The 24,834-nt window shown below is 36.3% G+C and carries 24 protein-coding genes; 12 read left to right on the top strand and 12 right to left on the bottom strand.

Features of this window, described 5'->3' with window-relative positions; all coding sequences use genetic code 11:
• Nucleotides 1-52 precede the first annotated feature (52 nt).
• On the bottom strand, nucleotides 53-796 hold the full coding sequence (gene srtB, locus I6I93_RS05320; RefSeq protein WP_112889723.1) for a class B sortase: 744 nt from the start codon (nucleotides 794-796) through the stop codon (nucleotides 53-55).
• A gap of 177 nt (nucleotides 797-973) precedes the next feature.
• On the opposite strand from srtB, the gene I6I93_RS05315 reads away from it, so the two are divergent.
• Nucleotides 974-2,437 (top strand): APC family permease, encoded by a 1,464-nt coding sequence (locus I6I93_RS05315; RefSeq protein WP_172605461.1) that lies wholly within the window; start codon nucleotides 974-976, stop codon nucleotides 2,435-2,437.
• Between the two features lie 34 nt (nucleotides 2,438-2,471).
• Here I6I93_RS05315 and I6I93_RS05310 read toward each other — a convergent pair whose 3' ends face one another.
• The 8 genes from I6I93_RS05310 to sdaAB form a co-directional block, all read right to left on the bottom strand.
• Nucleotides 2,472-2,648: a hypothetical protein gene (locus I6I93_RS05310; protein ID WP_172605460.1), complete on the bottom strand. Its 177-nt coding sequence runs from the start codon at nucleotides 2,646-2,648 to the stop codon at nucleotides 2,472-2,474.
• A gap of 1 nt (nucleotide 2,649) precedes the next feature.
• The gene (locus I6I93_RS05305) at nucleotides 2,650-3,552 is read right to left on the bottom strand and encodes an arginine deiminase-related protein (protein WP_112889721.1); all 903 of its coding nucleotides are present in this window, start codon (nucleotides 3,550-3,552) and stop codon (nucleotides 2,650-2,652) included.
• Nucleotides 3,553-3,651: 99 nt separating this feature from the next.
• On the bottom strand, nucleotides 3,652-4,482 hold the full coding sequence (locus I6I93_RS05300; protein WP_112889720.1) for a bifunctional 5,10-methylenetetrahydrofolate dehydrogenase/5,10-methenyltetrahydrofolate cyclohydrolase: 831 nt from the start codon (nucleotides 4,480-4,482) through the stop codon (nucleotides 3,652-3,654).
• Nucleotides 4,479-5,372, bottom strand: a complete 894-nt coding sequence (locus tag I6I93_RS05295) for a diacylglycerol/lipid kinase family protein (RefSeq protein WP_112889719.1) — start codon at nucleotides 5,370-5,372, stop codon at nucleotides 4,479-4,481. Before I6I93_RS05295 ends, I6I93_RS05300 begins: the two co-directional genes overlap by 4 nt.
• A 20-nt stretch (nucleotides 5,373-5,392) precedes the next feature.
• A complete protein-coding gene (gene ymfI, locus I6I93_RS05290; protein WP_112889718.1) occupies nucleotides 5,393-6,127 on the bottom strand; it encodes an elongation factor P 5-aminopentanone reductase in 735 nt (244 codons plus the stop codon).
• 110 nt (nucleotides 6,128-6,237) lie between these two features.
• The gene (locus I6I93_RS05285) at nucleotides 6,238-7,473 is read right to left on the bottom strand and encodes a dicarboxylate/amino acid:cation symporter (RefSeq protein WP_070702744.1); all 1,236 of its coding nucleotides are present in this window, start codon (nucleotides 7,471-7,473) and stop codon (nucleotides 6,238-6,240) included.
• A 4-nt stretch (nucleotides 7,474-7,477) separates the two neighbouring features.
• Nucleotides 7,478-8,359: an L-serine ammonia-lyase, iron-sulfur-dependent, subunit alpha gene (sdaAA, locus tag I6I93_RS05280; RefSeq protein ID WP_070702745.1), complete on the bottom strand. Its 882-nt coding sequence runs from the start codon at nucleotides 8,357-8,359 to the stop codon at nucleotides 7,478-7,480.
• A complete protein-coding gene (gene sdaAB, locus I6I93_RS05275) occupies nucleotides 8,360-9,028 on the bottom strand; it encodes an L-serine ammonia-lyase, iron-sulfur-dependent subunit beta (RefSeq protein ID WP_070702746.1) in 669 nt (222 codons plus the stop codon). It lies immediately after the preceding gene.
• A gap of 247 nt (nucleotides 9,029-9,275) precedes the next feature.
• On the opposite strand from sdaAB, the gene I6I93_RS05270 reads away from it, so the two are divergent.
• On the top strand, nucleotides 9,276-10,853 hold the full coding sequence (locus tag I6I93_RS05270; protein WP_070702747.1) for an AbgT family transporter: 1,578 nt from the start codon (nucleotides 9,276-9,278) through the stop codon (nucleotides 10,851-10,853).
• A 560-nt stretch (nucleotides 10,854-11,413) separates the two neighbouring features.
• Here I6I93_RS05270 and I6I93_RS05265 read toward each other — a convergent pair.
• A complete protein-coding gene (locus tag I6I93_RS05265) occupies nucleotides 11,414-11,908 on the bottom strand; it encodes a radical SAM protein (protein ID WP_232012778.1) in 495 nt (164 codons plus the stop codon).
• A gap of 327 nt (nucleotides 11,909-12,235) precedes the next feature.
• Here I6I93_RS05265 and I6I93_RS09220 point away from each other — a divergent pair, with 327 nt between their 5' ends.
• From I6I93_RS09220 to I6I93_RS05225, 8 genes are all read left to right on the top strand, one after another.
• The gene (locus I6I93_RS09220) at nucleotides 12,236-12,490 is read left to right on the top strand and encodes a MarR family transcriptional regulator (RefSeq protein WP_236587156.1); all 255 of its coding nucleotides are present in this window, start codon (nucleotides 12,236-12,238) and stop codon (nucleotides 12,488-12,490) included.
• Nucleotides 12,491-12,730: 240 nt separating this feature from the next.
• A complete protein-coding gene (locus tag I6I93_RS05255; RefSeq protein WP_112889715.1) occupies nucleotides 12,731-13,579 on the top strand; it encodes a DegV family protein in 849 nt (282 codons plus the stop codon).
• A 121-nt stretch (nucleotides 13,580-13,700) separates the two neighbouring features.
• Nucleotides 13,701-14,618 (top strand): DUF2232 domain-containing protein, encoded by a 918-nt coding sequence (locus tag I6I93_RS05250; protein ID WP_112889714.1) that lies wholly within the window; start codon nucleotides 13,701-13,703, stop codon nucleotides 14,616-14,618.
• A gap of 11 nt (nucleotides 14,619-14,629) precedes the next feature.
• Nucleotides 14,630-16,627: a DHH family phosphoesterase gene (locus I6I93_RS05245; RefSeq protein WP_112889713.1), complete on the top strand. Its 1,998-nt coding sequence runs from the start codon at nucleotides 14,630-14,632 to the stop codon at nucleotides 16,625-16,627.
• Between the two features lies 1 nt (nucleotide 16,628).
• Entirely contained in the window at nucleotides 16,629-17,078 is a 450-nt protein-coding gene (gene rplI, locus I6I93_RS05240; protein WP_112889712.1) for a 50S ribosomal protein L9, read from the top strand.
• A 5-nt stretch (nucleotides 17,079-17,083) separates the two neighbouring features.
• Nucleotides 17,084-18,445 (top strand): replicative DNA helicase, encoded by a 1,362-nt coding sequence (gene dnaB, locus I6I93_RS05235; RefSeq protein ID WP_112889711.1) that lies wholly within the window; start codon nucleotides 17,084-17,086, stop codon nucleotides 18,443-18,445.
• A gap of 102 nt (nucleotides 18,446-18,547) precedes the next feature.
• Nucleotides 18,548-19,423 (top strand): undecaprenyl-diphosphate phosphatase, encoded by an 876-nt coding sequence (locus tag I6I93_RS05230; protein WP_112889710.1) that lies wholly within the window; start codon nucleotides 18,548-18,550, stop codon nucleotides 19,421-19,423.
• A 10-nt stretch (nucleotides 19,424-19,433) separates the two neighbouring features.
• Nucleotides 19,434-20,228: a carbon-nitrogen hydrolase family protein gene (locus I6I93_RS05225; protein WP_112889709.1), complete on the top strand. Its 795-nt coding sequence runs from the start codon at nucleotides 19,434-19,436 to the stop codon at nucleotides 20,226-20,228.
• A gap of 81 nt (nucleotides 20,229-20,309) precedes the next feature.
• Here I6I93_RS05225 and I6I93_RS05220 read toward each other — a convergent pair whose 3' ends face one another.
• Both I6I93_RS05220 and I6I93_RS05215 read right to left on the bottom strand, forming a co-directional pair.
• On the bottom strand, nucleotides 20,310-20,951 hold the full coding sequence (locus I6I93_RS05220; RefSeq protein ID WP_112889708.1) for an SdpI family protein: 642 nt from the start codon (nucleotides 20,949-20,951) through the stop codon (nucleotides 20,310-20,312).
• Nucleotides 20,941-21,213: an autorepressor SdpR family transcription factor gene (locus tag I6I93_RS05215; protein ID WP_112889707.1), complete on the bottom strand. Its 273-nt coding sequence runs from the start codon at nucleotides 21,211-21,213 to the stop codon at nucleotides 20,941-20,943. Before I6I93_RS05215 ends, I6I93_RS05220 begins: the two co-directional genes overlap by 11 nt.
• Nucleotides 21,214-21,703: 490 nt before the next feature.
• Between I6I93_RS05215 and I6I93_RS05210 the strand changes: the two genes are divergently transcribed.
• Together I6I93_RS05210 and I6I93_RS05205 are read left to right on the top strand one after the other, a co-directional pair.
• A complete protein-coding gene (locus I6I93_RS05210) occupies nucleotides 21,704-22,450 on the top strand; it encodes an IclR family transcriptional regulator (protein WP_112889706.1) in 747 nt (248 codons plus the stop codon).
• Nucleotides 22,451-22,781: 331 nt separating this feature from the next.
• Nucleotides 22,782-24,668: an ABC-F family ATP-binding cassette domain-containing protein gene (locus I6I93_RS05205; RefSeq protein ID WP_112889705.1), complete on the top strand. Its 1,887-nt coding sequence runs from the start codon at nucleotides 22,782-22,784 to the stop codon at nucleotides 24,666-24,668.
• Nucleotides 24,669-24,834: the final 166 nt, after the last annotated feature.

Below are 24,834 nucleotides of genomic sequence, written 5' to 3'. Positions count from 1 at the left end.
AATAAATAAGTAAGTCTTCTTGTAGAGCTCTTTTTTATATAAATTTATAAATTTAATCTTCCTCCAATTTTGCCTGTACCACAAGCCTTGTATCTCCAGGCGAGCAAGTTTGTAGGGTCAAGATGTCTTCAATCTTCTTTGGAAGATCTCCATTAAAAGTATTTTTTTCTTTTATATATCTAAGGAGGTCTTCTCCCTCTTCCTCAGTGTAAGATGGACTCCTAAACTTGTCATAGGGACTGGCATTATAAACTGCAAAGACCTTGTATTTTTTGTAGCCATCAAGAGAATAAATTTCTATAAACCTATCTTCTGCAAAAAATCCTTCTTCTTCATACTTGTGAAGGTCCTTAAAGTTTCCTGCCCTAACATTGTTGTGCCCGTAAACAATTGTGTTTTGATCAGAAAAGTTTTCATCGTTCCTGTAGTCCATAAAGATGGCACCAAAGACATTGTACTCGTCCTTGTAATTGTGGTTTAGGTAGTAGTCGTTGTCACTTCCCTTGACTATTGGATAGTAAATCTCAGTTCCGCCAACCCTTATCCAGCCAACAATAGAAGGATATTCTTTTCTCAAGTCCTCAATTTTTTTTATGGCTTCAAGATTTTTCTTTTCTTTCTCATCAACTTTTGGATCAGGAGTCTTTAGCTCTTCTCTTTCGAATTTTTCTTGAACTTCTCTTGTGGCGTCCTTAAATTCCTTGTCTTCCTTGTTGTAATTGTAAATCCTATAAAGACTTGTAAGCAAGATTATCACAAGGATGACTTCTATTATAGTTAAAATTTTATTTTTCATATTTTTCCTTTCTTATGGTATCTTATATTCTAATTTTTATTAGTTCAAGTTGTTTTTTAATTTTAAATAAGAATTGTATTCTTTATAAATTTGACAACTGGCTCATTTTTAACTTATTATTATAATATAGTTTAACGCGATAAATTGATGCAGATACTTTTGATAGAGGTGTTTTTCTTGAAAAAAGATAAATATAGTGAAATGAAAAAGAAAATTCCAAATATAAAAAATATAATGAGAATTAGACAAAGTAGAAAGAAAGGTGATATGGGTTATCTAGATTTTTTCATGCTTGGTTTTGGATCTATGGTTGGAGTTGGCTGGGCAGTTTCTTCTAATCGCTGGATAGCTCTAGCTGGTGGTCCTATTCCTGCCTTTCTTGGATTTGTAATTGCAACTATTCTCTTAATACCAATTGGACTATGTCACGGGGAGCTACTTGCCACCCTGCCACAGGCTGGTGGGGTCATGGTCTATACTAGTAAAGCCTTTGGTCGAAACTTATCCTTTATTTCATCTTGGTTTCTTGCTCTTTCTTATCTAACGATACTGCCTTGGGAAGCTATTTATATAAACACAATTCTTAAAAAATTAGTTCCTTTCTTATCTAGTTCAAAGGTCCTTTATTATGTAGCAGGTTATCCAATACAAGCATCTTCCATCTTTCTTGGTATAGGGCTTGCCCTTTTGTTATTTTTTATAAATTTTAAGGGGGCAAATTTTGCTTCAAAGCTTCAATCTATACTTTCTATTTTAATAATTTTAATAGGTTTTATAGTCATCTTTTTTTCCTTTAAAGTTGGAAGTGTTTATAATTTCTATCCACTCTATAAAAACGTCGGCGAGGGAAATCACTCTTCACTTTTTGGTGGAATAATAGCAGTTATTGTAATTGTTCCCTTTTTTATGTCAGGTTTTGACACTATTGCCCAATCTGTGGAAGAAACTTCACCCGATAAAAAATTTAAAAATGTCGCCATTGCCATGGTTCTGTCTATAGTAGCAGCAGGTGCTTTTTATTCACTTGTGATTCTTTCAACAGGAAGCGTGTCCAATTGGCAAGCCTATTCTCTTGCAAGTCCGCCTGCCATGGGATATTTGCTACAAGACGCTTACAGAGGAAGACTTGGTCTTATTCTTGATAAATTAATTGTAATAGGAACTGTCTCTGGACTTTTCTCAACTTGGAATGGAATGTTTATGGCATCGGCAAGACTACTTCAATCTATGGCAAAAAATAATCTTATTCCAAAGGTTTTTGCAAGGGAGCACGCTGAATATGGAACTCCTGTAACAGCTCTTGTTTTCTGCTTTTTCTTTGCTGCTGTCGGTCCTTTTGTGGGCATGAATTTAATTGACCCCTTGACTAGTCTTGGTTCAGTTTCTTTTGTAATTGGATGGTTCTTAACTTGCCTATCCTTAGCTGCTCTTATTAATAAGGATAAGGATTATTATACTTCCTTTAAGGCTCCAGGTGGAAAACTAACTATTTATCCAGCAATAATAATTTCTGCTGTAATTGTAATCTCCACTTTCATACCAAAAACTCCTTCTTTTATGGGCTACACTGCCCTAATTATTTTCTTCTTTTGGTTACTTTTGGGATTAGCTTTTTTAAAATTTTATAATAAAAAAGATTAATATAAAAAAGAGAGATAAAATTTATCTCTCAATATTATACATAAACTCCTATAGCCAAAATTATTGAGGCAAGGGACATTAAAATTTTTCCTAATAGTATCAAAAAATTTTCCCATGACTTGTTTTCCTTATATATTTTATAATTTTCGGGGACTTGTCTTGCCCAAAAGATGGCAAAAATTATAAAAGCCAGGCATTTTAATAAATCCATATCAACCCTCCCTTATGTCAAAGAAATTTTCTGCTATCATGCACCTTATTGATCCGCCACCGTATTTTGAAATTGTGTCTACATCAACTGGCAGGATCTCATCCTGTTTTTCAATTTTTTCTCTATTTTCTTTTCTAAGATGATCATAGGCTGACTTGGCTATGACAAGGATATTTTTATCCTCTCCCTTTAATTCAAGGGAGTTTCCTGCAAAGTTATCAAATTCTTCCTTGTTAAGAGAAATAATTTCTTTTCCAGATTCTCTTAGGGACTTAAGAACTTCTTCTTTGTTTTCTACAATTAATTCATCTGCAATAATCGCAAATTTTTCTCCCACCATCATCATGACATTGGTGTGGTAGACATAGGTTCCCTTGTCTTTAGCCCTGAAATAAACTGGCTTTAAGTCAAAGCTATGACAGAATTTTAAAAATTCATCCTTGTCACATCTTTTCGAAAGACTCCCGTAGCAAATGTTGTTCCACCTGTCAATTACTACAGCCCCAGTCCCTTCAAGGACTTTTCCTTCATCATTTCTAAAGTCAACAACTTCTGCCCTGTCGTAGTCTAGAATTTTTTTAAGCTGTGGAAGAATTTTGTCATACTCTTCATTCCTGTTGTCTGTGTACATCTCAGAAATAAAAATTTTGCCAGGGAAAGTCACAAAGACATTGTTTGGGAAAATTGAATCTGGTGTCCTGTCATCAAAGTCACTAATTACATCAACTTGAATGTTTTTTGCCCTTAAACTTTCCACTGCCCTGTCAAATTCTCTTAGGGCTCTCTCTTGAATTTCTTCATCAGAAGTTTTCTTTGGGCTAACTTGGTAGACATTATCTGCCGCTGTTTCTATATTAAAATTAAAGGCGTAGGGCCTAACTAAAATTACTTTATTTGTTATCATTTCTTTCTCCTTTATATCAGTAAGATTAATTATAACAAATTTTAAGTAAAAAACCCTCCACTAGGGAGGGATAAGTTTTCGCTTATATTTTTAAATTTTTTACAAGTAATAATTTATTACATTCTCAAGAAGAAGGAGGTTTGTAATGCTTCCTATCCCACCGGGAACTGGTGAGAAGGCTCCAATCTTTCCCATAACAGCTTCTTCGTCAAGGTCTCCACGATACTTGCCTTCCTTGTTCTTTGAAGTCCCAATATCAATTACTACTGCATCTTCATTTAAGTAAGATTCATCAAGAACCTCAGCCCTTCCCATGGCAGTGAAGATTATATCGGCAGCTTTTGTGTGCTTCCTGAGGTCCTTGGTTCCCACGTGACAAACAGTTACAGTTGCAAGCTCATTAAGTAAAATCATGGCAAGGGGTTTTCCAACAACATTGGAGTGGTTAATGATAACAACATCTTTCCCCTTTAATTCATAATCATAAAACTCTAAAAGTTCGTGAGCAGCCTTCGGTGCAAGGGGAATAAATCCATCTAAGTGGCCGCTATAGACCTTAGCCCTATTAATGGGATTCATGCAGTCAATGTCCTTCTTGGGATCAAGGGCAAGGGAAATCACATCTTCGTCAATACTTTCTGGAAGTGGTCTAAAGACAAGTATTCCACCAATTTTTTTGTCTTGGTTTAAATCTTTTAGGCAATCCAAAATTTCATCTTGGCTCACATCTTCTTTAAATTCATTTACATCTACACTTACTCCAAGTTTTTCTGCAGATTTTTTTATTCCCTTTAAATAGGCAAGAGATCCATAGTCATCACCCACCCTAATAATAGAAATTATTGGCTTGTCCTTTAATTTTTTAATTTTTTCAACTAGGTCACCAGTCTTCTTTTCAACATAGTCCTTGGCATATAAAATTTTTGTCATGTTAATTCCTCTCTCGGGATATAAACTTCAACAGCTTCCTTTAAAATCTTTATCTTTACAGGAAGTTTTGGTCCCTCATCTCCATCTATATCAAGTCTTACTTCTTTATCATCTATTGAAGAAATCTCTGCTTCTTTAACGATGAAGTCCAAAACATTTTTGCCTTGCTCCACTTCTCCTTCTATTGAGTCTTTTAATAATTCAAGCCTATCTTTAATAGAATCCTTAGTTAGAATAAATAAATTTGCATATCCATTATTCATCTCTTTATTTTCAGATGTGAATTCAAGCTTTCCAATTTTATTTGAAAGTCCAACCATTAGGTGGTCTACTGGACCAGAATAATTTCCACCATCTGATTTAACGTCAAGATTATATTTTTCCGAGCCAGCTAACATTTCAATGGACTTTTTTATATAAGCAAGTCCTCCAATTTTTGACTTCTCTTCAGAAGAAACTTCATGAATTGCTTCTGGCACTGGCCCAATTGATGCAAAGAGACTAAAAATTTTATCGTTAACCCTTCCTAAGTCAATCTTTTCTGTCCTTTTAAAATCAAAAGACTCAAGTGCTTCTTCTTTATCTTGAGAAATATTAAGACTTTTGGCCAATAAGTTTCCTGTTCCACCTGGCAGTATTAGGAGTTTTGCTCTAGAATCAATATTTTTCATTCCAAGTAGGACTTCATTTACAGTCCCATCGCCACCATAAACTCCAATGGAATCTACACCTCTTATTTCTTCAACAAACTTTGTCCCATCTCCAGCTTTTTTTGTTTCTTTTAAGATAACTTCATCAAAATATTTTTTAAGCTTATCTTCTATTTTTCCAACAAATTCTTTCCCACTTTCATCCCCAGAATTTGGGTTGTAAATAAATAAAATTTTCATTTTAACATCTCTCTTTTACATCAATATACAATCATTCCACCGTTGGGAGAAATTATTTGTCCCGTCATGTAAGAATTTTTTTCTGAAACCATAAAGGCAACTAGTTCTGCAATCTCTTCTGTAGTTGCAAGTCTACCCATGGGTATGTCTTCTGATAAGATGCAGAGGTTGTCTGTCCCAATCTCTCTTGTCATTGGTGTATCCACTGCGCCTGGGGCAACTGCGTTAACTGTTATGCCTGAATAGCCAAGCTCTTGGGCCAAGGCCTTTGTCAGTGCGTTAATAGCTCCCTTAGTTGCAGAGTAGTGACTCTCCATGGACCCACCAACTATTCCCCAAATTGATGTCATGTTCAAGATTTTTCCTGAATGCTTCTTTAGCATATAGGGAAGGGCAGCATGGATTGCGTTATAAACTCCCTTTACATTTACATCAAAAATCTCGTCCCAAGTTTCTTCGTCAATATCTTGGAAGAGGGCGTAGGAAGAAATGCCTGCGTTGTTAATTAGGATGTCAACTCCCTTAAATCTTCTCTCTACTTCTTTAAACATCTCTTCAACTTCAGAAAATTTTCTTATGTCTGCTTTTATGGCAAGGGCGTCCTTGCCCATGTCTCTTATTTCTTTTTCTAGGTCTCTTGCTTCTTTCTCTGACTTGTTGTAGTTAATAATAATTCTGTAGTCTTCTCTTGCAAGCCTTCTTGCAATATCTCTTCCTATTCCACGAGAGGCTCCAGTTATAAGTACAGTCTTCATCTTCCCTCTTCACCAACCTTTACTTCATTATACCAAATTTATAAAAATTATTTTGCAAAAGAAAAAAGCCATGTCATTGACATAGCTTTTTAGGTAAATATGCTTTTAAATTATAGGTTTATTCTACCATCATCGAAGTCTTCTTCTGGGATAGGTTTCTTTACAATGTGTTTGTAATAGATTTTTTCAACTGCCATAGAAATAGCGTTGTCGCCTGTTACGTTACAAGCTGTACCAAAAGAGTCTTGAGTTAGGTATAGTGAAATTAAAATTGTAGCGAGTGTTCCTGATGAATCGATTCCAACTACTGGTAAGAATGGAAGGGCACTCATTACTGCTCCACCTGGCGCACCTGGTGCTGCAACCATAGCAACTCCAAGAACTGCGATAAATTTAAGTATTAGTGGGAAAGAGTGTGGCATATCAAACATTGTTAGTAATGTAAATACGCAAGCTGTAAGAGTAATCATTGATCCTGCTAAGTGAACTGTTGCACAAAGTGGGATACAGAATTCTCTAATTTGAGCTGTAACACCCATTTTTCTGTTACAAGCAACGTTAACTGGAATAGTTGCTGCAGATGATTGTGTACCTGCTGCTGTTAGGTAAGCTGGAACTGCTTCTTTTAAGCATTTGAAAGGATTTCTTCCTGTGTATGCTCCTGCAAGTGAAAATTGTACTATTAGGTATAGTAGGTGTAGTGCAATGATGCAGATGAAGATTTTCCAGAATATTCCAAGAATTGCAAATACTGAACCTGAGTATGATAGGTTACAGAAGTTACCAAAGATAAAGAATGGTAGTAGTGGAATTACAAATTTTGCTAGTACTAGATTTATAATTTCGTTGAATTCATTAATTGCTTTGTAAAATACTTCTCCAGATCCTTTAGCTCTTATAGCTGAAACTGTAAGTCCAATCATAAATGCAAGTACAAGTGCTGCTGTTACATCAATGAAAGGTGCTAGTGGAATTTCAAATAATGGTGCAACTTCATTTGCTGTTGCTTTTTGAATTTCTTCTGCAAGCTCTGGTCTAATAAAGCTTGGGAATATGTTTCTTGCCATTGTATAAGATAATGAACCTGCAATTAATGTAGATCCATATGCTAGAGCTACAGTTGCTCCTAAAAGTTTACCAGCACCTTCTGAAAGGTCTGCTATACCCTTAGATACAAAGGCAATAATCATTAGTGGGATTATAAAGTTTAGGAACTTTCCAAATAATCCTGATATTGTAATTGCTACTTGAGTTACAACTTCTGGTAAAAATTGTCCAACAAGAACCCCAAGTGCAATGGCAATAATAAGTCTAGGAATCAGACCTATTTTTTTCTTTTCTTTCATTTCCTTAATCCTCCTTAATATTTAAAAACTTAGCCCTGATTTCTTGGCCAGTTTTTGTGCCTGCTAATCCTCCAAGACCAGTCTCCCTAATAGATTCATGTAGCAAGTGACCAACTTCTCCCATTGCTTGACAAACTTCGTCAAAGGGAACAATTGATTTAATACCTGCTAGGGCCATATCAGTTGATATGAAAGAGTTCATAACACCTGATGCGTTCCTAAAAGTACATGGATACTCTACTAGTCCTGCTATTGGGTCACAGGCTAGCCCCATTACATTAATAAGTGTAATGCTGGCTGCGTTTAGTGCTTCTTCTGGACTTCCGCCAAGCATCTCAACTAGTGCAGCTGCTGCCATTGCGCTGGCAGATCCACACTCTGCTTGACATCCACCTTCAGCACCGGCGAATGTTGCATATTTACCAATAATTTGCCCTATTCCTATTGATGTCAGTAGTCCATTTATTAAAACCTCATCATCTAAGTCATACTTTTCTTTGGCTGCCATTAAGGCTGCTGGCATTATGCCAGAACTTCCAGCAGTAGGTGCTGCTGCAATAGTCCCCATGTTTGCGTTTGTCTCAGATGTGGAAAAGGCCATAGCCATTGCCCTAACTAGGAACTTGCTAGTTAAAGGGTCTTTTTCCTTTTGATAGTCGTTCATCATTTTTGCAAAACCGTCTATCATTTTATATTCAGTTTCAAAGGATTTGTCCAGTGTTTCTTGAGATGATCCTCTCATTACACCTAATATTCCCTTAAGTTTATCCTTCATCTCTTCTTCAGTCATATGAAGGGCCTTTGTTTCTTCCCTAAGAACTAAATCGTAGATGTGGATATTATCTTTTTTACATGCTTCAATAACTTCTTTAGCTGTATTTAACATTTAAACCTCCACATATTTTGATGTGATATATCTGGAATTATTTAACAATTTATCTACTAGATTTTTGTTTGCACTTTCATCTAACTCCACAGTTAGAGTTACAATATTTGTAAGCTCATCCTTAGTAGTGTTTATGGATTCAATATTGTAGGACTCGTCAGCAAGAATAGTTGACACGTCTGCTATTACACCCTTCTGTTCTGGATATTGGAATAAGAATGTAGGGAACTTGCCGTCATATTCTACTTCAATTCCATTGATGTCAACAATTATCATGTTTCCACCACCAATTGAAGACCCTATTACATATTCACTATCCCTATCCTTGTAATTAAATTTAATCTTAACAGTGTTTGGGTGATAACCTTCACCTAAATTCATTGGTATGAAGGAATACTTAATTCCCCTCTCATCTGCAATTTCATAGGCATCCCTAATAGAGCTATCGTAGGTTTTGAATCCCATTATTCCACCTAAAAGTGCCCTATCTGTTCCATGGCCCTTGTATGTAAAAGCAAAAGATCCATGAAGATAAAACTCAACGCTTTCATAATCATCTGGACATATTTTTGCAGCTAGTCTTGCAATTTTGCAAGCGCCTGCAGTGTGAGATGATGATGGACCAACCATTACTGGTCCAAGAATTTCAAACGAACTATACTCTTTCATTGGACTCCCCCTTATTTCTTAGACCTTATTTTAGCATAATATACTTAATTTGTGAAATGAATTTGGACCTAAAGAGTGGTTATTTAACTTATTCTTTCACTTTTATGAATGGATTAACAAAAGTTTGACTTTATCCCTTTGCTGTATTACAAACATTTGCAGCAAAACCAAATATTTCTTGCAAGTATATCATAGATAATATAGTATTAAATTATGAGGATATTATTTTCATTTATAGGAGGAATTTATGAAAGAACAAAACAAAAAAGTCAAAGACCAAAATGATGTCGGTGGCTTTCTGAAAGGTGTTGAAGTAATTGGTAACAAGTTACCTCACCCAGCCATAATTTTTGCAATACTTAGTGTAATCGTAATCATAGTTTCATATTTTGCAGCAAAATCTGGCATGAGCGTAACATACTTCGATGCTAAAGCAGGAGAAGAAGTAACTAAAGAGGCTGTTTCCCTACTTAACTGGGATGGTCTACGCTACATTTTTAACTCTGCAACTGATAACTACACAGGCTTTGCTCCACTAGGAACAGTACTAGTAGCTATGCTTGGTGTTGGTGTTGCTGAAAACAGTGGACTATTTGATTCCACTCTAAAGAAATTATTATCAAATGTTAACCCAACAGTTTTATCAGCTACAGTAGTTTTCGCAGGTGTTATGTCAAACATCGCATCAGACGCAGGATACCTAGTTGTAGTTCCACTAGGAGCACTTATCTTTGCTAACGCTGGTCGTCATCCACTTGCCGGTATAGCAGCTGCCTTTGCTGGTGTTAGTGGTGGTTTCTCAGCCAACCTTATCCTTGGTACAACTGACCCACTTCTTACAAACATCACAAACGAAGCCCTAAGAGCTGGTGGAATTGATATGGAACTAGCAGCAACTTGTAACTGGTACTTCCTATTTGTTTCAACATTCTTAATCACAATTGTTGGTACACTTGTTACAAACAAAATTGTTGAAAAGAACTTAGGAGAATACCACGGAACTTACCAAGTTGACGAAAATCCATTAACTGAACTTGAATTGAAGGGTCTTAGAAATGCACTTATAGCACTAATCATTTTCGTAGCTATAATGGCCTTCCTAATGTTCCCAGCAGGTGCTCCATTTAGAGAACTTGAAGAAGGTAAGAACGCAATGACTCTTAAGAACTTCTTAGGTCACGGACTTATCCCAGCAATGCTTCTACTATTCTTAGTTCCAGGTCTCGCTTATGGTAAGACAGTTGGAACAATTAAGACTTCACACGACTTAGTTGACACAATGACTAAGGCAATGCAAGGTCTTGGTGGATACATGGTACTAGCATTCTTTGCAGCACAATTCGTATCTTATTTCAATAAGACAAACCTTGGACTTATCCTTGCAAAAAACGGAGCAGACTTTTTAGAATCAATTGGACTAAATGGACTACCACTTCTACTAATGTTCATCTTGCTATCAGCCTTCCTTAACCTATTCATGGGATCAGCTTCAGCAAAATGGGCAATCATGGCTCCAATCTTCGTTCCAATGATGTATAACCTTGGACTTTCACCTGCACTTACACAAGTTGCATATAGAATTGGTGACTCTTCAACAAACATCATCACACCACTTATGTCTTACTTTGCAATGATCGTTGTATTCATGCAAAAATACGACAAGGACTCTGGACTTGGAACACTTACATCAATGATGCTTCCATACTCCATGTGCTTCCTAGTGGGTTGGTCACTATTAATGGTTGTATGGTACCTACTTGGAATTCCAGTTGGACCTGAAGCACCACTTCATGTACAAGACATGGTTTCAATGTTATTTATCTAAAATAAAATATTCTCAATAAAAATAAACCCGGTGGAAATTCACCGGGTATTTTTATGTCAGCTTCTATTAAATTGTAAGAAAATAATTCATGACTAGCTTCCAAAAAATTTAATTTTCAAATCATAAATCTTTATTTTTTTGTTAAAATAATACTATTCTTAATTGAAAGGAACTTATGATGAAACTTTTAAAAAATAAAAATTTGCATATCCTATATCTATTTGTCTTTATAGCACTTGCATTTGTAAACTATTTTTATCCAATAAATAAAATAGCTGTCTTGATATATAGTATTCTAAGCCTACTTATTTTAAGCTTTTTTGAAAAAATTTATAGTTTTAAGTTTAGTAACCATATAAAATGTCTTGCTATAATTTATATTATTTTAGTTTTGATAGAATTCTTTATTGAAGATTTTATTTCTCCAATGGCATCTGAATCACCACAAAATCATGTTTTTATTTTTCTTAGTTCCTTATCTATTTTAACTATTTATAAAATATTAAAATATAAGAAGCCTAATAAAAAAGGACGCTGTTAATTTAATCACAGCGTCTTTTTTAGCCTACACCAAAATCTGTTATTTCAAATAAAATATCAATTCTTGGATCATCTTCAAGATACCTGTATTTTTCTACGAACCACTTCACAAGATCTTCATCTCTTTTTATATCTGTGGAGTTGTTCATAAAAATATTTACTGTAGCATGAGAGAAATTTTTTATTATTTCCATGTCGCGGTCAATCATTTCTCTTGTCTGACCCTTTATGCCCACCATGACGCAGGGTGAGTCAAAATATTTTTTAACTTCCCTATAGTCTTTAAAGTTTGCACCTTTTTTTAGGACATTTTCCCTAAAGTCGTTATCAAAAGTTTCTATTCCCGTCTTAAAAGTTATGGGAATTCCAAAAAAGTCTCTTATCTCGTCAAGTCTATTCCTATAAATCCAGTGAGCTTCAAAAAATAATCTCTTTATATTTTTTTCTTCAACTACTTTTTTTATTTCTTTAAGCGTATTTTCTGTCAAATCAAAAACTGATGCAGAGTCAATCACTTCTAGGACTCCAAACTCTCCCGTGACATTTTTTAAGACTTCAAGATTTATCTCGTCTATCTTTTTATTATCTATCTCATTGTCTTCTATATAATCACAAAAAGTACACTTTCCCCACTTGCAAGGCCTTGCCTTTAAGAGGACAATTTCCCTCTTTGTCTTGTTTGTTATTTTTGAATACCTATTGATAAAATCATCTCCTTAAGAAGTTTATCTCTTATGACATTTTAACACAAATTTTTAATAAAAAATCTTCAAAGATATAAATGTTGACATGTCAACAAGTATTATTTATACTTAAATTTACATCAAATTAGTGGGGTGTTTATGCTAGATAAATTCAATTACTTTTCCAGCGAGATCTTTAATCTTGTAAAGAACTGGCAAAAGTTAGCAGGCCAAGTCATGAAGGACTTTGGCCTAAACGCAAGTCAGCTAATCTATATGCTGGCCCTTTACGACCACGACAAACTAAATTCTATGGAGCTTGTAAAAATAAGCGGCAAGGATAAGTCTGACGTGTCGAGGAACCTAAACCAAATGATAAAGTCTGGCATCGTAGAAAAAAAAATCAAACAATAAGAACAACTACGGAGGCAGCTTTTATCTCACAGAAAAGGGAAGGCTCATAGGTGCCAAGATAAGTGAAAGGACCATGGAATACATTGAGCTTGCAAACAAAAATATTTCAGGGGACAAGAAGGAAATTTTTTATGAAGTCCTAGGTGCCCTTTCAGAAAATATTGAGAACTTGACAGAAGAAAAACTTTAATTTGATGGAATTCAAATTTAGACTATAGATTTATAATTGAGAGGAAATATATGGCAGTAAAAATAATTGTGGGATCAACTTGTGATGTGGAAGAAAATATTAAGAAGGACTTAATAGTAGTTCCCCTTCACGTTACCTTTGGAGATGAAGACTTTTTAGATTCAGTTGATATTACAAAAGACGAATTTTATGAAAGACTAGAGAAGAAGGAAGAGTTTCCTATGACAAGTCAACCAACTCCTGTAGCCTTTATGGATATTTACAAGGAAGTAATCGATAATGGGGACGAGGCAGTGGTTATTGTCTTGTCATCAAAGTTATCGGGAACTTATCAAAGTGCCAAGCTTGCCAGTGAAGGCCTTGAAGATAAAATTTTTATAGTAGATAGTTTAAATGTCTCCAACGCAGAAGGTGCCCTTGTGGACTATGCCACAAGACTTGTAAAAGAAGGTAAGTCGGCGAGAGAAATAAAAGAAATCCTTGATGAAGCTAAGAAGAGACTTAGACTTGTTGTTTTAGTTGACACCTTAGAATACCTTGAAAAAGGCGGAAGAATTTCAAAGACATCAGCTCTTCTAGGAAACCTCTTCTCTGTTAAGGTCCTTCTTTCTATGAAGGATGGAGCAATTACATCTGTGGGCAAGGCCAAGGGAATAAAGAACGCCAACAATCTTTTCATTAGTGAAATAGAAAAGACTGGCTCCATTGACTTTGACATGCCAATAAAACTTGGCTACACAGGTCGAGATAGCAACAAAATTGAGAAATACCTAAGAGAGACAAAGAGTCTATGGGAAGATAAAATATCCTCACCAGAGTTTATACAAATCGTTAGCGTTGTTGGGACACACACAGGTCCAGGCGCCCTCTTCTTGTCTTACTTTAGTAAAGAAATTTAAGTTTTTAAAAGTTCCTAATTTTAGGGACTTTTTTTATTTACTTCAATAAGTTAAAGTCAAGCTAGATTTCTTTATCAAATTTGATTTCTATGGTAAAATATGGTGGATAGGAGTTGATTTATTGGAAAAAGAAACTGACTATAAGGGACTCTTTAGACTCTTCACAAGGTCTATTGTCATCTCCACTCTTGGAATGATCTTTCCCTTTCTCTATATTTTGTTTCCTTCTATGTATGTAGCTGAATCTGTGAAGGAAGGAATAATAAAAGTAATGGCAACACTTCTTGCTGTTGTACTATTACTTGGGGCCTTTATGGGACCTGTCCAAGCCATAGTTGTCTTTACAATCTTTGGTCCCTTCATCTTAATTTTTCACTACATGATAACTACGAAAAGATCTGTCTCCATGACTATCTTGGCGACATCTTTAATATTTTTTACATCAATAATGGTTCTATTCTTTGCCTTTGGGATCAATAGCGAAGTCCTAAATTCAAAGGAAACTATTAATGCAATTACAGAATTTTACAAAAATCTAGCAGGTGAAGATTTATTATCTTCAGGGACTATGGCGATTTTCACAGAAAATGTTGAACTTTACTACAAGAGGTTCTTGCAAATTCTCCCATCAGTCCTAATTATCACATCCCTTGTGACATCCTATATCACTTATACATGGGCTGGGAGGAGTCTTCTTGCAAGAGGAGTCTTTATTATTCAACCATCTTCTCTTGAATTCTTGAAGTTTCCAAGAGAGATTATAATCTTGTCTCTTGTGAGTCTTGCCCTATTTTCACTAACTGGCGACTACTTTGGACCCACAGGACAAGTCTTTATGATAAACCTAATGAATCTAGTGTTTTTTATGCTCTATGTATCTGGTCTTGCCATAGCCAAGTTTTATATGACGAGATTTGGAGTAAAGAGATTTTTACAATTTCTCTTAATAGGACTGAGCTTCACTATTTCATCTCTTCAGATTTTTGTGATAATACTTGGTGGTCTTGATCAAATTGTTAACTTTAGAAAAATTAAATAAGTGGGAATGCTATGAAAAATAATTATAATTTTAAAGATTTTCTTCCATTTTTTATTTTTGGAATAATACTTGTCCTTATCCTGCTCTTCCTTAGACCTCTTTATGGTCTTATTGGAATCTTGGGACTTGCTTATGTAGCCTTCTTGGCCTACAACAAAATAAATAGCAAAAATGAAGAAAATTTAAAAAACCTTGAAAACTTAAATAAAAGATTTGATTCCCTGACTAAGCAGGCAATCTTTGACATGCCCTTTCCCCTAGTTGTTACTGACGAAAAGGCAAAAATACTTTGGTACAACACACCCTTTATCAATCTTTTCAATGAAAAGGATGTAATTGACAGTGACCTTGAGAACCTAATTGGAGACATTGATATTGCCAATATCTTAAATTCCAATGGTGAAAGGACAATACCCGTTGAATTAAACAAAAGATTTTTTAACATCTATACAAATGTTGTTAAAAACAAGTCTGAAAAGGGAGAAGGCAGGTCTGTCCTCTTTTATCTAGTGGACAACACTGCCTACCAAAATTTAAAGGACAAGTACACTGATGACTTTGCCATTGTGGCAAAGGTGGAAGTGGATAACTTTGATGAGGCCATATCTTCTGCTCCGTCAGAAATCAGACCCCTTCTCATTGCAGAGATTGACTCAACAATTTCTCAATACTTTGAAGAGTATGATGCCCTTGTGAGAAAGTCTGATGAGGACCTATATCTTGTTGTTATGAACTTTAAGTCCCTAAGGGCAATTAAGGAAAAGAAATTTGATATCTTAGATGACTTGAGAGACCTAAACAAGGGGAACTCAATCCCCATTACTCTTTCCATTGGAGTTTCTTCTTTTGGACTTAACTTCAAGGATGCCTATATTGAATCAGACTCATCTCTTGACTTGGCCCTAGGTCGTGGAGGCGATCAAGCTGTTGTTAAGGTTGAGGATAATTATGAATTCTTTGGTGGAAAATCCAAGGCTGTTGAAAAGAGAAATAAGGTTAAGGCAAGGGTTATTGGTGAGGCTCTTAAACAATTAATTGAGAGGTCTGAAAATGTCTACATCATGGGCCACAAAAACCCCGACATGGATGCCATTGGTGCAGCTATTGGTTGTCTTCGTGCAACCTTAAACAGGAACAAGGAAGGCTATATTGTCCTTGAAAAATCCAACCCTTCTATTGACAATTTAATTGACAGGATGAAGGAGGAGGAACCAGAAATTTATGAAAAAGTAATTTCTAGGGAGACTGCTCTTAATAGGATTAAGCACTCTTCACTCTTGGTATTAGTGGATAATCACAAGCCATCCTTTACAGAGTGTCCAGAACTCTTGGACAAGACTAACCAAATTGTTGTTATAGACCACCACAGGAGGGGCAAGGAATTTGTGGACAATCCCGTTCTACAATATGTTGAACCCTATGCTTCTTCAACTTGTGAACTTATAACTGAAATGCTAACTTATATGTCAAGCGACTTAAACCTAACTCACTTTGAGGCCGACGCCCTAATGAGTGGTATAGTTGTAGACACTAAGAACTTCTCCTTCCAAACTGGTGTAAGGACCTTTGAAGCAGCTTCCGTCTTAAAGAGAGCTGGAGCTAACATGATAAAGGTAAAGGCCCTCTTCCAAGATGACTTGGACACCATGGTTTACAGGGCAGAAGTAATTCACAATACAAAGATGATCCACGACAATATTGCTGTATCACGCTTTGATAAGGAATCCAACAACTCTGTTCTCGTTGCAGCCCAAGCTGCCGATGCCCTACTTGATATAAATGGAATTGACGCATCCTTTGTTCTCACAATAAATGATGGCAAGACCCACATATCGGGAAGGTCTCGTGGAGAGGTTGTTTCAGTCCAACTTATCTTAGAAAAAATTGGTGGAGGCGGCCACTTGAATATGGCTGGAGCCCAACTTGATACAACAGACTTAGACGAAGCAGAAAAGATTTTAACAGAAGCTATTGACGAATATTTAACTGATAATAAAAGCGAGGAATAATATGAAAGTAATTTTAATTAAGGACGACAAAACTTTAGGTAAAAAAGGCGAAATTGTTAACGCTAAGACTGGCTATGCTAGAAACTTCTTGCTACCAAGGGGAATAGCTATTGAAGCTACTCCTGAAAACATGGAAACTTGGAAGAAAAATAAAGCAGAAGAAGAAAAATTAGAAAAAGAAAACCGCGCTAAGGCAAATGAAATTAAAAAAAGAATTAGCGAAATAACTTTAACTATTAAGGCTAAGGCTGGAGAAGGTGGAAGACTTTTTGGTGCCATCACTTCTGCTGACATTGCAAAGAAATTAAAACAAGAACACAAAATTGATGTTGATAAGAAGAAAATTGTCCTTGAAGAAAACATCAAGGAAGCTGGCATGAAAAATATTGACATCAAGCTTTACCCAGATGTTGTTGCCACTCTAAAGGTTAATGTTAGACCGGAATCTTGATCGATATGGAAGCAAAGGGAGAATTAAATTTTAATTCTGTTTCAAATTTAAAGATGCCTCCCCACAACTTGGAGGCAGAGGAGTCAGCTCTTGGATCTATGATGCTTTCCAAGGAAGCCATCACAACATCTATTGAGCTCTTAAAAATAGAGGACTTCTACCAAGAGGCCCATAGAAAAATATATAATGCCATCTTAAATATTTACAACAGAAATGAAGCAGCTGATGTTATAACAATTGCTGAGGAACTCAAAAAAACTGACGACCTTGAAGTAGTTGGAGGCATCACCTACCTTGCAGATCTTTCTTCAAATGTAACTGCAGTTTCAAATATTAAATACTACTGCAAGATCATCAAGGAGAAGGGAATCCTAAGGGAACTTATTGATTCATCAGACAAGGTAATTTCTGCTGCCTATTCTCCTGATGCCCAGGCAGACCTCATCATTGAGCTTGCAGAAAAATCTGTCTTTGAGATAACTCAGGATTCCACAAAGAATGGGCTTGTAAATATTAAAAGCATTGCCCTGGACTCCTTCTCTGAAATGGAAAAAAAGGCCCAAAACCCCAACGCCCTTACGGGACTTACAACTGGTTTTGTGGACCTCGACAGAAAAATTTCTGGACTTCAAAAGTCTGATTTGATTTTATTGGCAGCAAGGCCTTCCATGGGTAAGACTGCTCTCATGGTTAATATTGCAACAAATGCCGCCCTAAGAGGTGGGGCATCAGTTGCCGTCTTTTCTCTTGAAATGAGTAAGAACCAACTCTTCCAGAGAATTATATCTTCCACTTCACACGTTGACCTCCAAAAGGTAATTAGTGGTAACTTAAACGAAGAAGAGTGGACAAAAATAATCAACACCATGCCCATTGTGTCCAGCCTAAAAATGGAAATCGACGACACAGCAGGGATCTCTCCACTAGAGCTAAAGGCCAAGTGCCGAAGGATGAAGGTGGAAAAGGGACTTGATTTAATTGTAATTGACTATCTCCAACTTATGCAGATGTCATCAAGGTCTGAATCTAGACAACAAGAAATTTCTGCCATATCGAGAAACCTCAAGGCCATTGCCAAGGAATTAGAAGTTCCTGTCATTGCCCTTTCACAACTTTCTCGTGCCCCAGAACTTAGGACTGACCACAGGCCAATCCTATCTGACCTTCGTGAGTCTGGTGCCATAGAGCAAGACGCCGACATCGTAATGTTCCTCTACAGGGACGAGTACTACACAAAGGAAGAATCGGAAAAGCCAAATGTTGGTGAAGTTATTATTGCCAAGCACAGGAACGGTCCAACGGGAACTGTTGAATTGATGTTTAAGAAGGAATTTACAAAATTCTTGAACTTACAGAGAAGCGATTAATAAGTAAATAAAATTTTTAAAGACCCTTGCACAAGCAGGGGTCTTATTTATATTTTTAACCTATAATGTTATAATAGGTTTTGAAAAATATTGGAGGTAAATATGATTTTAGACTTAATAAAAGTAATCTTCCTTGGAATAATCGAGGGACTTACAGAATTTTTGCCTGTGTCATCAACAGGCCACCTTATAATTGCAGACAGTTTTATAAAACTTGAACCCAAGGCTTTTTCCAATGCCTTTAGCGTCATCATCCAGCTTGGTGCCATCCTAGCAGTAGTTTATCTCTACTTCTATGACATCAACCCCATAGCCAAGGGCAAGCTTGTCCCAGTCATTGGAGAAGAAAAGTACAATGAACTTAGCTTCAAGGAAAAGTTTAAGTACAGGGACCTTGAAACAATGAGGTTAATTGCAAAAATTATTGTGGGCTTCTTGCCGGCAGCCTTCTTTGGTTTCCTCTTAGATGACTTCATCGACGCCCACCTTTTTAACCCTATTACAGTTGCCATTGCACTTATCTTTTACGGAATAATAATTATTGTCATGGAAAAAAATAATAAGGACAAGGACTTTAAGTACGAGACCCTAAACGACATTGGTCTCAAGACCGCCCTCTTCATTGGCTTTTTCCAATGCCTTGCCATGGTGCCAGGCACATCTCGTTCAGCAGCGACAATTATAGGTGCCATGCTACTTGGTTGTTCAAGAACAAGCTCTGCCAAATTTTCCTTTTATCTTGCAGTCCCAACAATGCTTGGTGCCACTGCACTAAAGATCTTAAAAATTGGCTTTTCCTTTAGCCTATGGCAATGGTTCTTGATCCTAGTGGGAGGAGTAATCTCCTACATCGTTGCCCTTGTTGTTATCAAAAAATTCTTGGGCTACATCCGTCAACACGACTTTATCCCCTTTGGATATTACAGGATTGTCCTTGGTCTAGTGGTCCTATGCCTTGGCTTTTTCAATATAATTTGAGGTGAAAAGTATGAAAGATTTTAATGTTGGATTAATTCAGCTGCCTGCTAAGGGCAACAAAAAAGAAAACCTAAAGACTATGGAGGAATATGTAGCCCTAGTAAAAAAAGAAGGGGCTGATGTGGTTTGTCTTCCAGAAATGTGGAACTGCCCTTACCAAAATTCCTACTTCACAAAATTTGCTGAAGAGGACTTTGGCGAAACTTATGAAAAGATGAGCCAAGTGGCAAAAGAAAATGAAGTTTATTTAATTGGTGGGTCCATCCCCATCAAATCAGGCGACAAGATTTACAACAGGTCATATGTCTTTGACAAGAAGGGCCGAGAAATCTACAGATATTCCAAGATCAACCTCTTTGACATAGAGGGCTACAAGGAGTCTGACACAATTTCTGGTGGCAAGTCCCTTGGAGTTTTTGAAACAGAATACGGGACTTTTGGCCTTGCAATTTGTTTTGACTTGAGATTCCCTGAACTCTTCCAAACTTTTAGGGACTATGGAGCAGAAGTCATCTTCGTCCCATCAACCTTCATGAAGAAGACTGGAGAAGTTCACTTCCACCTCTTAAATAGGGCTCGTGCAGTGGACTCACAATGCTACGTGGTCTCTCCTGCCATAGCAAGAGATGATGACTTGTCAAAGAACGCCTACGCTCACTCTCTGATAATTGACCCAAGTGGCAAGATTGAAGTGGACCTTGGCGAAGACAAAAATTACTCAGTCTTAAAATTAGAAAATAATAAGGTTAAGAGGGAAAGAGAAAAACTTCCCCTTGAAGTATCTAGAAAAAATAGAAAATTATAATTTATAAAAAAGAAACTCTTACAAAATTACTTGCAAGAGTTTTTTTTACGCCTTGGAAGTTAAACAAGGCTTTTTTAAATTTTAAATTCCCTTAGTGTATAGATAATAAGAATAAAAGGCTGGAATTATTCCACCAAGTATAAGTGGAACTAAAAATACAATTTCACTTTTTAAAAATACTGAAACTATAAGAGAAATACCAATTATTACAAAGCAAATACCACCTAATCTGTGGGTCCTCCTCCAGTTCTCGTCACTGTTAAGGGTCCAAGGTAGCTTTATCCCCATAGTGTAGTTCCTCTTTGTCTTTGGAAGGTAGTTGCCAATGACGATAAATAAAAGACCAACAAAAAGTGGAATTATAATTGAGACATTTACATCCCTTCCCAGTCCAACCATGACTGTTATAGTGTAGACCACTATAATTATAGCTGGCATGGCAAGCTTGCTAAGTGTCATTAAGAAGTTCTTTTGCTTCTTGTTCCTTGGGTCGTTGTCAAGCATAAAGCACGCGAAGATATTCATGACTACAAGAAATCCATGGGTCAAGACCATGGCATCAAACTTGGAACTGTAGTCATCAGCTTGACCCTGGAAATTCCAGTGGGTTGGAAGCTCTGCTGGCATCTTGTCGTAAAACAAGATATTAAAAGTTATTAAAATTAAAATTGATGCAATTATAGAAATTATTGAGCTTTTCCTAAGCCTAAATTTATTTTTCATCTGGACCTCCTTTGAATTTCACAATCCATGTAAGTATTTCTTCGAAAACTGAAGTGTTGAGCTCGTAATAAATAAAATTTTTTTCTTTTTCTTCGTAGATCAGGTCTTGGTCTTTTAAAATCTTTAAGTGGTGGGAGATCGTCGCCTTGGAGAGGTCAAACTGTTCGGCAATTTCCCCTGCGTTCATCCTGCCCGACCTAAGCATATTTAAAATCTCCAGCCTAACTGGGTCTGACAAGGCCTTAAAGGTATCAGAAAACACTGGACCACTTCCCTTCCATTAATTCTATTTCGATAATTATCTAAATGGTTAATTTAATTATATAAAATTTATTTTTCTTGTCAAGACTATTTTGAAATTTGTCTAAATAGTTTAATAATTTTTGATTTTTAACTATAACTTTACAAGTCTTTTCTCAATTCACAGGTACTGTGATTCTTTTCAAAATCAATCTAAAATCTACTAACCAAGAAAATAATTATTACTAAAAACAACTTATAAATTTTCTATTCTATAAAATTATAATCTTTCACAAGTCAAAAATTATTTTCAACAACTTTGTCTTTCCCGCTCTAAAAAAATCAAAAAATTTAACTTTAATTAACTTTTCCCACAAAAAATAAAAATATAACTTATAATAATTAAAAGACTCTCCTTTTTCCTTACTTATGGACAAAGTTAAAGCTGACATCATTTCTAAGAATGAAATAGCTTCCAGTATGTGGTATAATTTTACCTGGAAGGTGAAATTATGATTCAAAGTTTAGTCAAGGCAGCCAATGTTTTAGACATCTTAAAAAGTGAAAATCGAGAACTTACAATTGCAGAAATCTCTGAATTTTTAAATATACCCCCAAGCACAGCCCACAGAATCCTGTCAACCCTAATTGGTGTTGGTTATGTGTCAAAAGATGAGAGGACTCACCTCTATGGCTTAGGGCCAGCCCTAATTCCCCTTGGGATCAAGGCATCATCCAAGCTGGATCCCCAAGCTGTTGGCAAGGCAGTCCTAGAAAAACTGTCTGATGTGACTATGGAGGATTCCTATTTTATTATTAAGTCTGGGGACAAGGGCCTTATGCTTTCAAAGGCTGAAGGCAAGCATTCCTTAAAGATTGTGGAAAATTTTGGAATAGAGATTGATCTCCACAAGGGTGCAATTAGAAAAACTATACTTGCCTTTCAATCTGATGATTATATAAACTACTACTTAAAAAAGGACCTTTCCGACTACCTTGACTCACCTGTTGACAAGGAAGCCCTGAGGCATGACTTAATGCACATAAGAAACAATAAAATTTCTGTCTCTGATTCAGAATACATTGATTCTGTCATTGGCATTGGTGCCCCTGTATTTAATTACAAAGACCAACTTGTTGGCGCAATTGGTGTGGTTATCCCCAAGGAAAGGATCACAGAAGAGTCCAAAAAAGATTATATAGAGGCAGTGAAAAATGCCGGCATTGATTTTTCAAAAAATTTAGGACATTCAGACTAATTTTAACTCTACTTTTAATGGTAGAGTTTTTTTTGTTGGAAATTTTTATTAAGTCACAATTCTTTATCAAGTTACAATTAATTATTAACTCACAAACTCTTATAAAGTCACAATTTTTCTTCAACTCATAATTTTTTATCATCTTACAATTTATTATCAAGTCACAAACTTTCATTAAGTCGTATTTTCTTATCAAGTCATAACTTTCCATTAACTTATAATTTTTTATAAAGTCATAAATTTTCACTTACTCACTTCTTATAATACCCCTCCAGATCTAGCTTCTTTTAAAGGTCTCCCTAATTTGATAAAATATATCCAGGAGGTCATTATGCCAATACTTAGTTTAACAAATATAAAAAAATCCTATATTGATGAAGAAACTATTAGAGACGGAAACCTAATAGTGGAAGATAAGGATAAAATTGGTCTTATTGGAATCAACGGAAGTGGCAAGTCCACTCTTTTTAATATAATTACAGAAAACCTCTCCTACGACGAGGGAGAAATTTTTAGGAAAAAAGATTTAAAGATAGGCTACCTGGAGCAACAGCTTAGCCTTCACACTGAAGGATCTATTTACGACAACTGCCTTTCAATCTTTGCTGACCTAATAGAACTTGAAAAAAACTTGAGAAATCAAGAGCACATAATTGCAGAAAATCCAGACAATCTTGATGAAGAACTCATGAAGTACCAAAGGCTCCAAGACGAGTTTCACAAGAGGGATGGCTACTCTTACAACTCCAAGATCAGGGGGACACTAATTGGTCTTGGCTTCACAGAAGAGGACTTTGACAAGGACATCTCCACCCTATCTGGAGGGCAAAAGTCTCGTGTGGCCCTGGCCATGCTCCTCCTTGAAGATGCAGACCTGCTCCTACTTGACGAGCCTACCAACCACTTGGACATTGGGGCCATTTCTTGGCTGGAAAAATACTTAAAGGACATTGACAAGGCCGTCATCATAATCTCTCACGACAGGTACTTTTTAAACAACATTGTCTCTAAGATTGTCCTCTTGGAAAATGGTGGAACTAAAACTTACAAGGGCAACTACGACAACTATATGAGGCAGAGAAAGAAGGACTTCGAAGTCCTAAAGAGGCAATATGAGGACCAGCAAAAGGAAATTAAGAGACAAGAAGAAATTATAAAAAGATACATGAACCTTGGCCGTGACAGGTTTATCAAGCAGGGCAAGAGCCGTAAGAAGATGCTGGATAAGATGCAGAGGATTGAGATGCCAACTTCCAACAAGAAGACCAATCTCCACTTCTCTCCCAAGAAGACTTCGGGAAGGGATGTCTTGGAGATTAAGGACCTTTCAAAGTCCTTTGGCGACCACCAAGTCTTTCATGACCTCAATGCTTTTGTCTACAAGAATGACAAGATCGGCCTAATTGGTCCCAACGGTGTGGGCAAGTCCACCCTATTTAAGATCATTGCAGAAGAAACTTCTCCAACATCTGGAGAGGTCAGGCTGGGGTCCAATGTGGACGTGGCCTTCTTCTACCAAGAGCTTGACAACCTAAGCCTAGACAAGACTGTCATGGATGAAATTTGGGACGAGTTCCCAAAGCTTGAGCACTTCCAAATTAGGAAGTACCTTGCAGAATTTCTCTTTGTGGGCGACGACATCTTCAAGACCATTGATGAACTTTCTGGAGGAGAACGAGGAAGGTTATCACTTTTAAAAATTATGCTAAAGGGGGCAAACTTCCTTGTCCTTGACGAGCCTACCAACCACTTGGACATTGACTCCAAGGAGATACTTGAAGACGCCCTCTTGAAATACGAGGGAACTGTACTCTCCATCTCCCACGACAGGTACTTTTTAAATAAGACTGTTGATAAGATTTTTGAGATGACTGAGTCTGGTATCAACACCTTCCTTGGCAACTACGATTATTATCTTGAAAAGACCACTGAAGTGGAGTCTGATGACGAAGACTACAAGTCCAGGACAGAAATTGAAAGAGAAAAGCGTGAAGAGAGAGAAGAACGCAAAAAAAATAAGGCCCTTCGCAAGGAAAAAGAAAAAATTGAAAAAGATATTTCAACATTAGAGGAAAAGTTATCCACAATTGACTCAAAACTTGCAGACTCTAACACTTACAGCGATTATCAACTAGCCAGCGATTTATCAATAGAGCGTGAAAGCCTTGCAAATACTCTAGAAGACCTTTATGAAAAGTGGATGGAACTTGAGGACTGACAAAAATCTTATCAAGTTTCTTTCCACAAGCCTACTTGTGATATAGACTTTATCCCCAGCTTTATCCACATTATCCACAAGGATATGAACATTTGTCTTGAAAAGTTCTGCACATTTCATGCACATTTTGAAAAAATTATCATAAAACAAGAAAAATTTGTAAATT

It is taken from the genome of Peptoniphilus harei (assembly GCF_016726485.1).
Lineage (GTDB): Bacteria > Bacillota > Clostridia > Tissierellales > Peptoniphilaceae > Peptoniphilus_A > Peptoniphilus_A harei.
The sequence above is the reverse complement of the archived record's forward strand: the minus strand, read 5'-3'. Positions and strand labels throughout refer to the sequence as shown.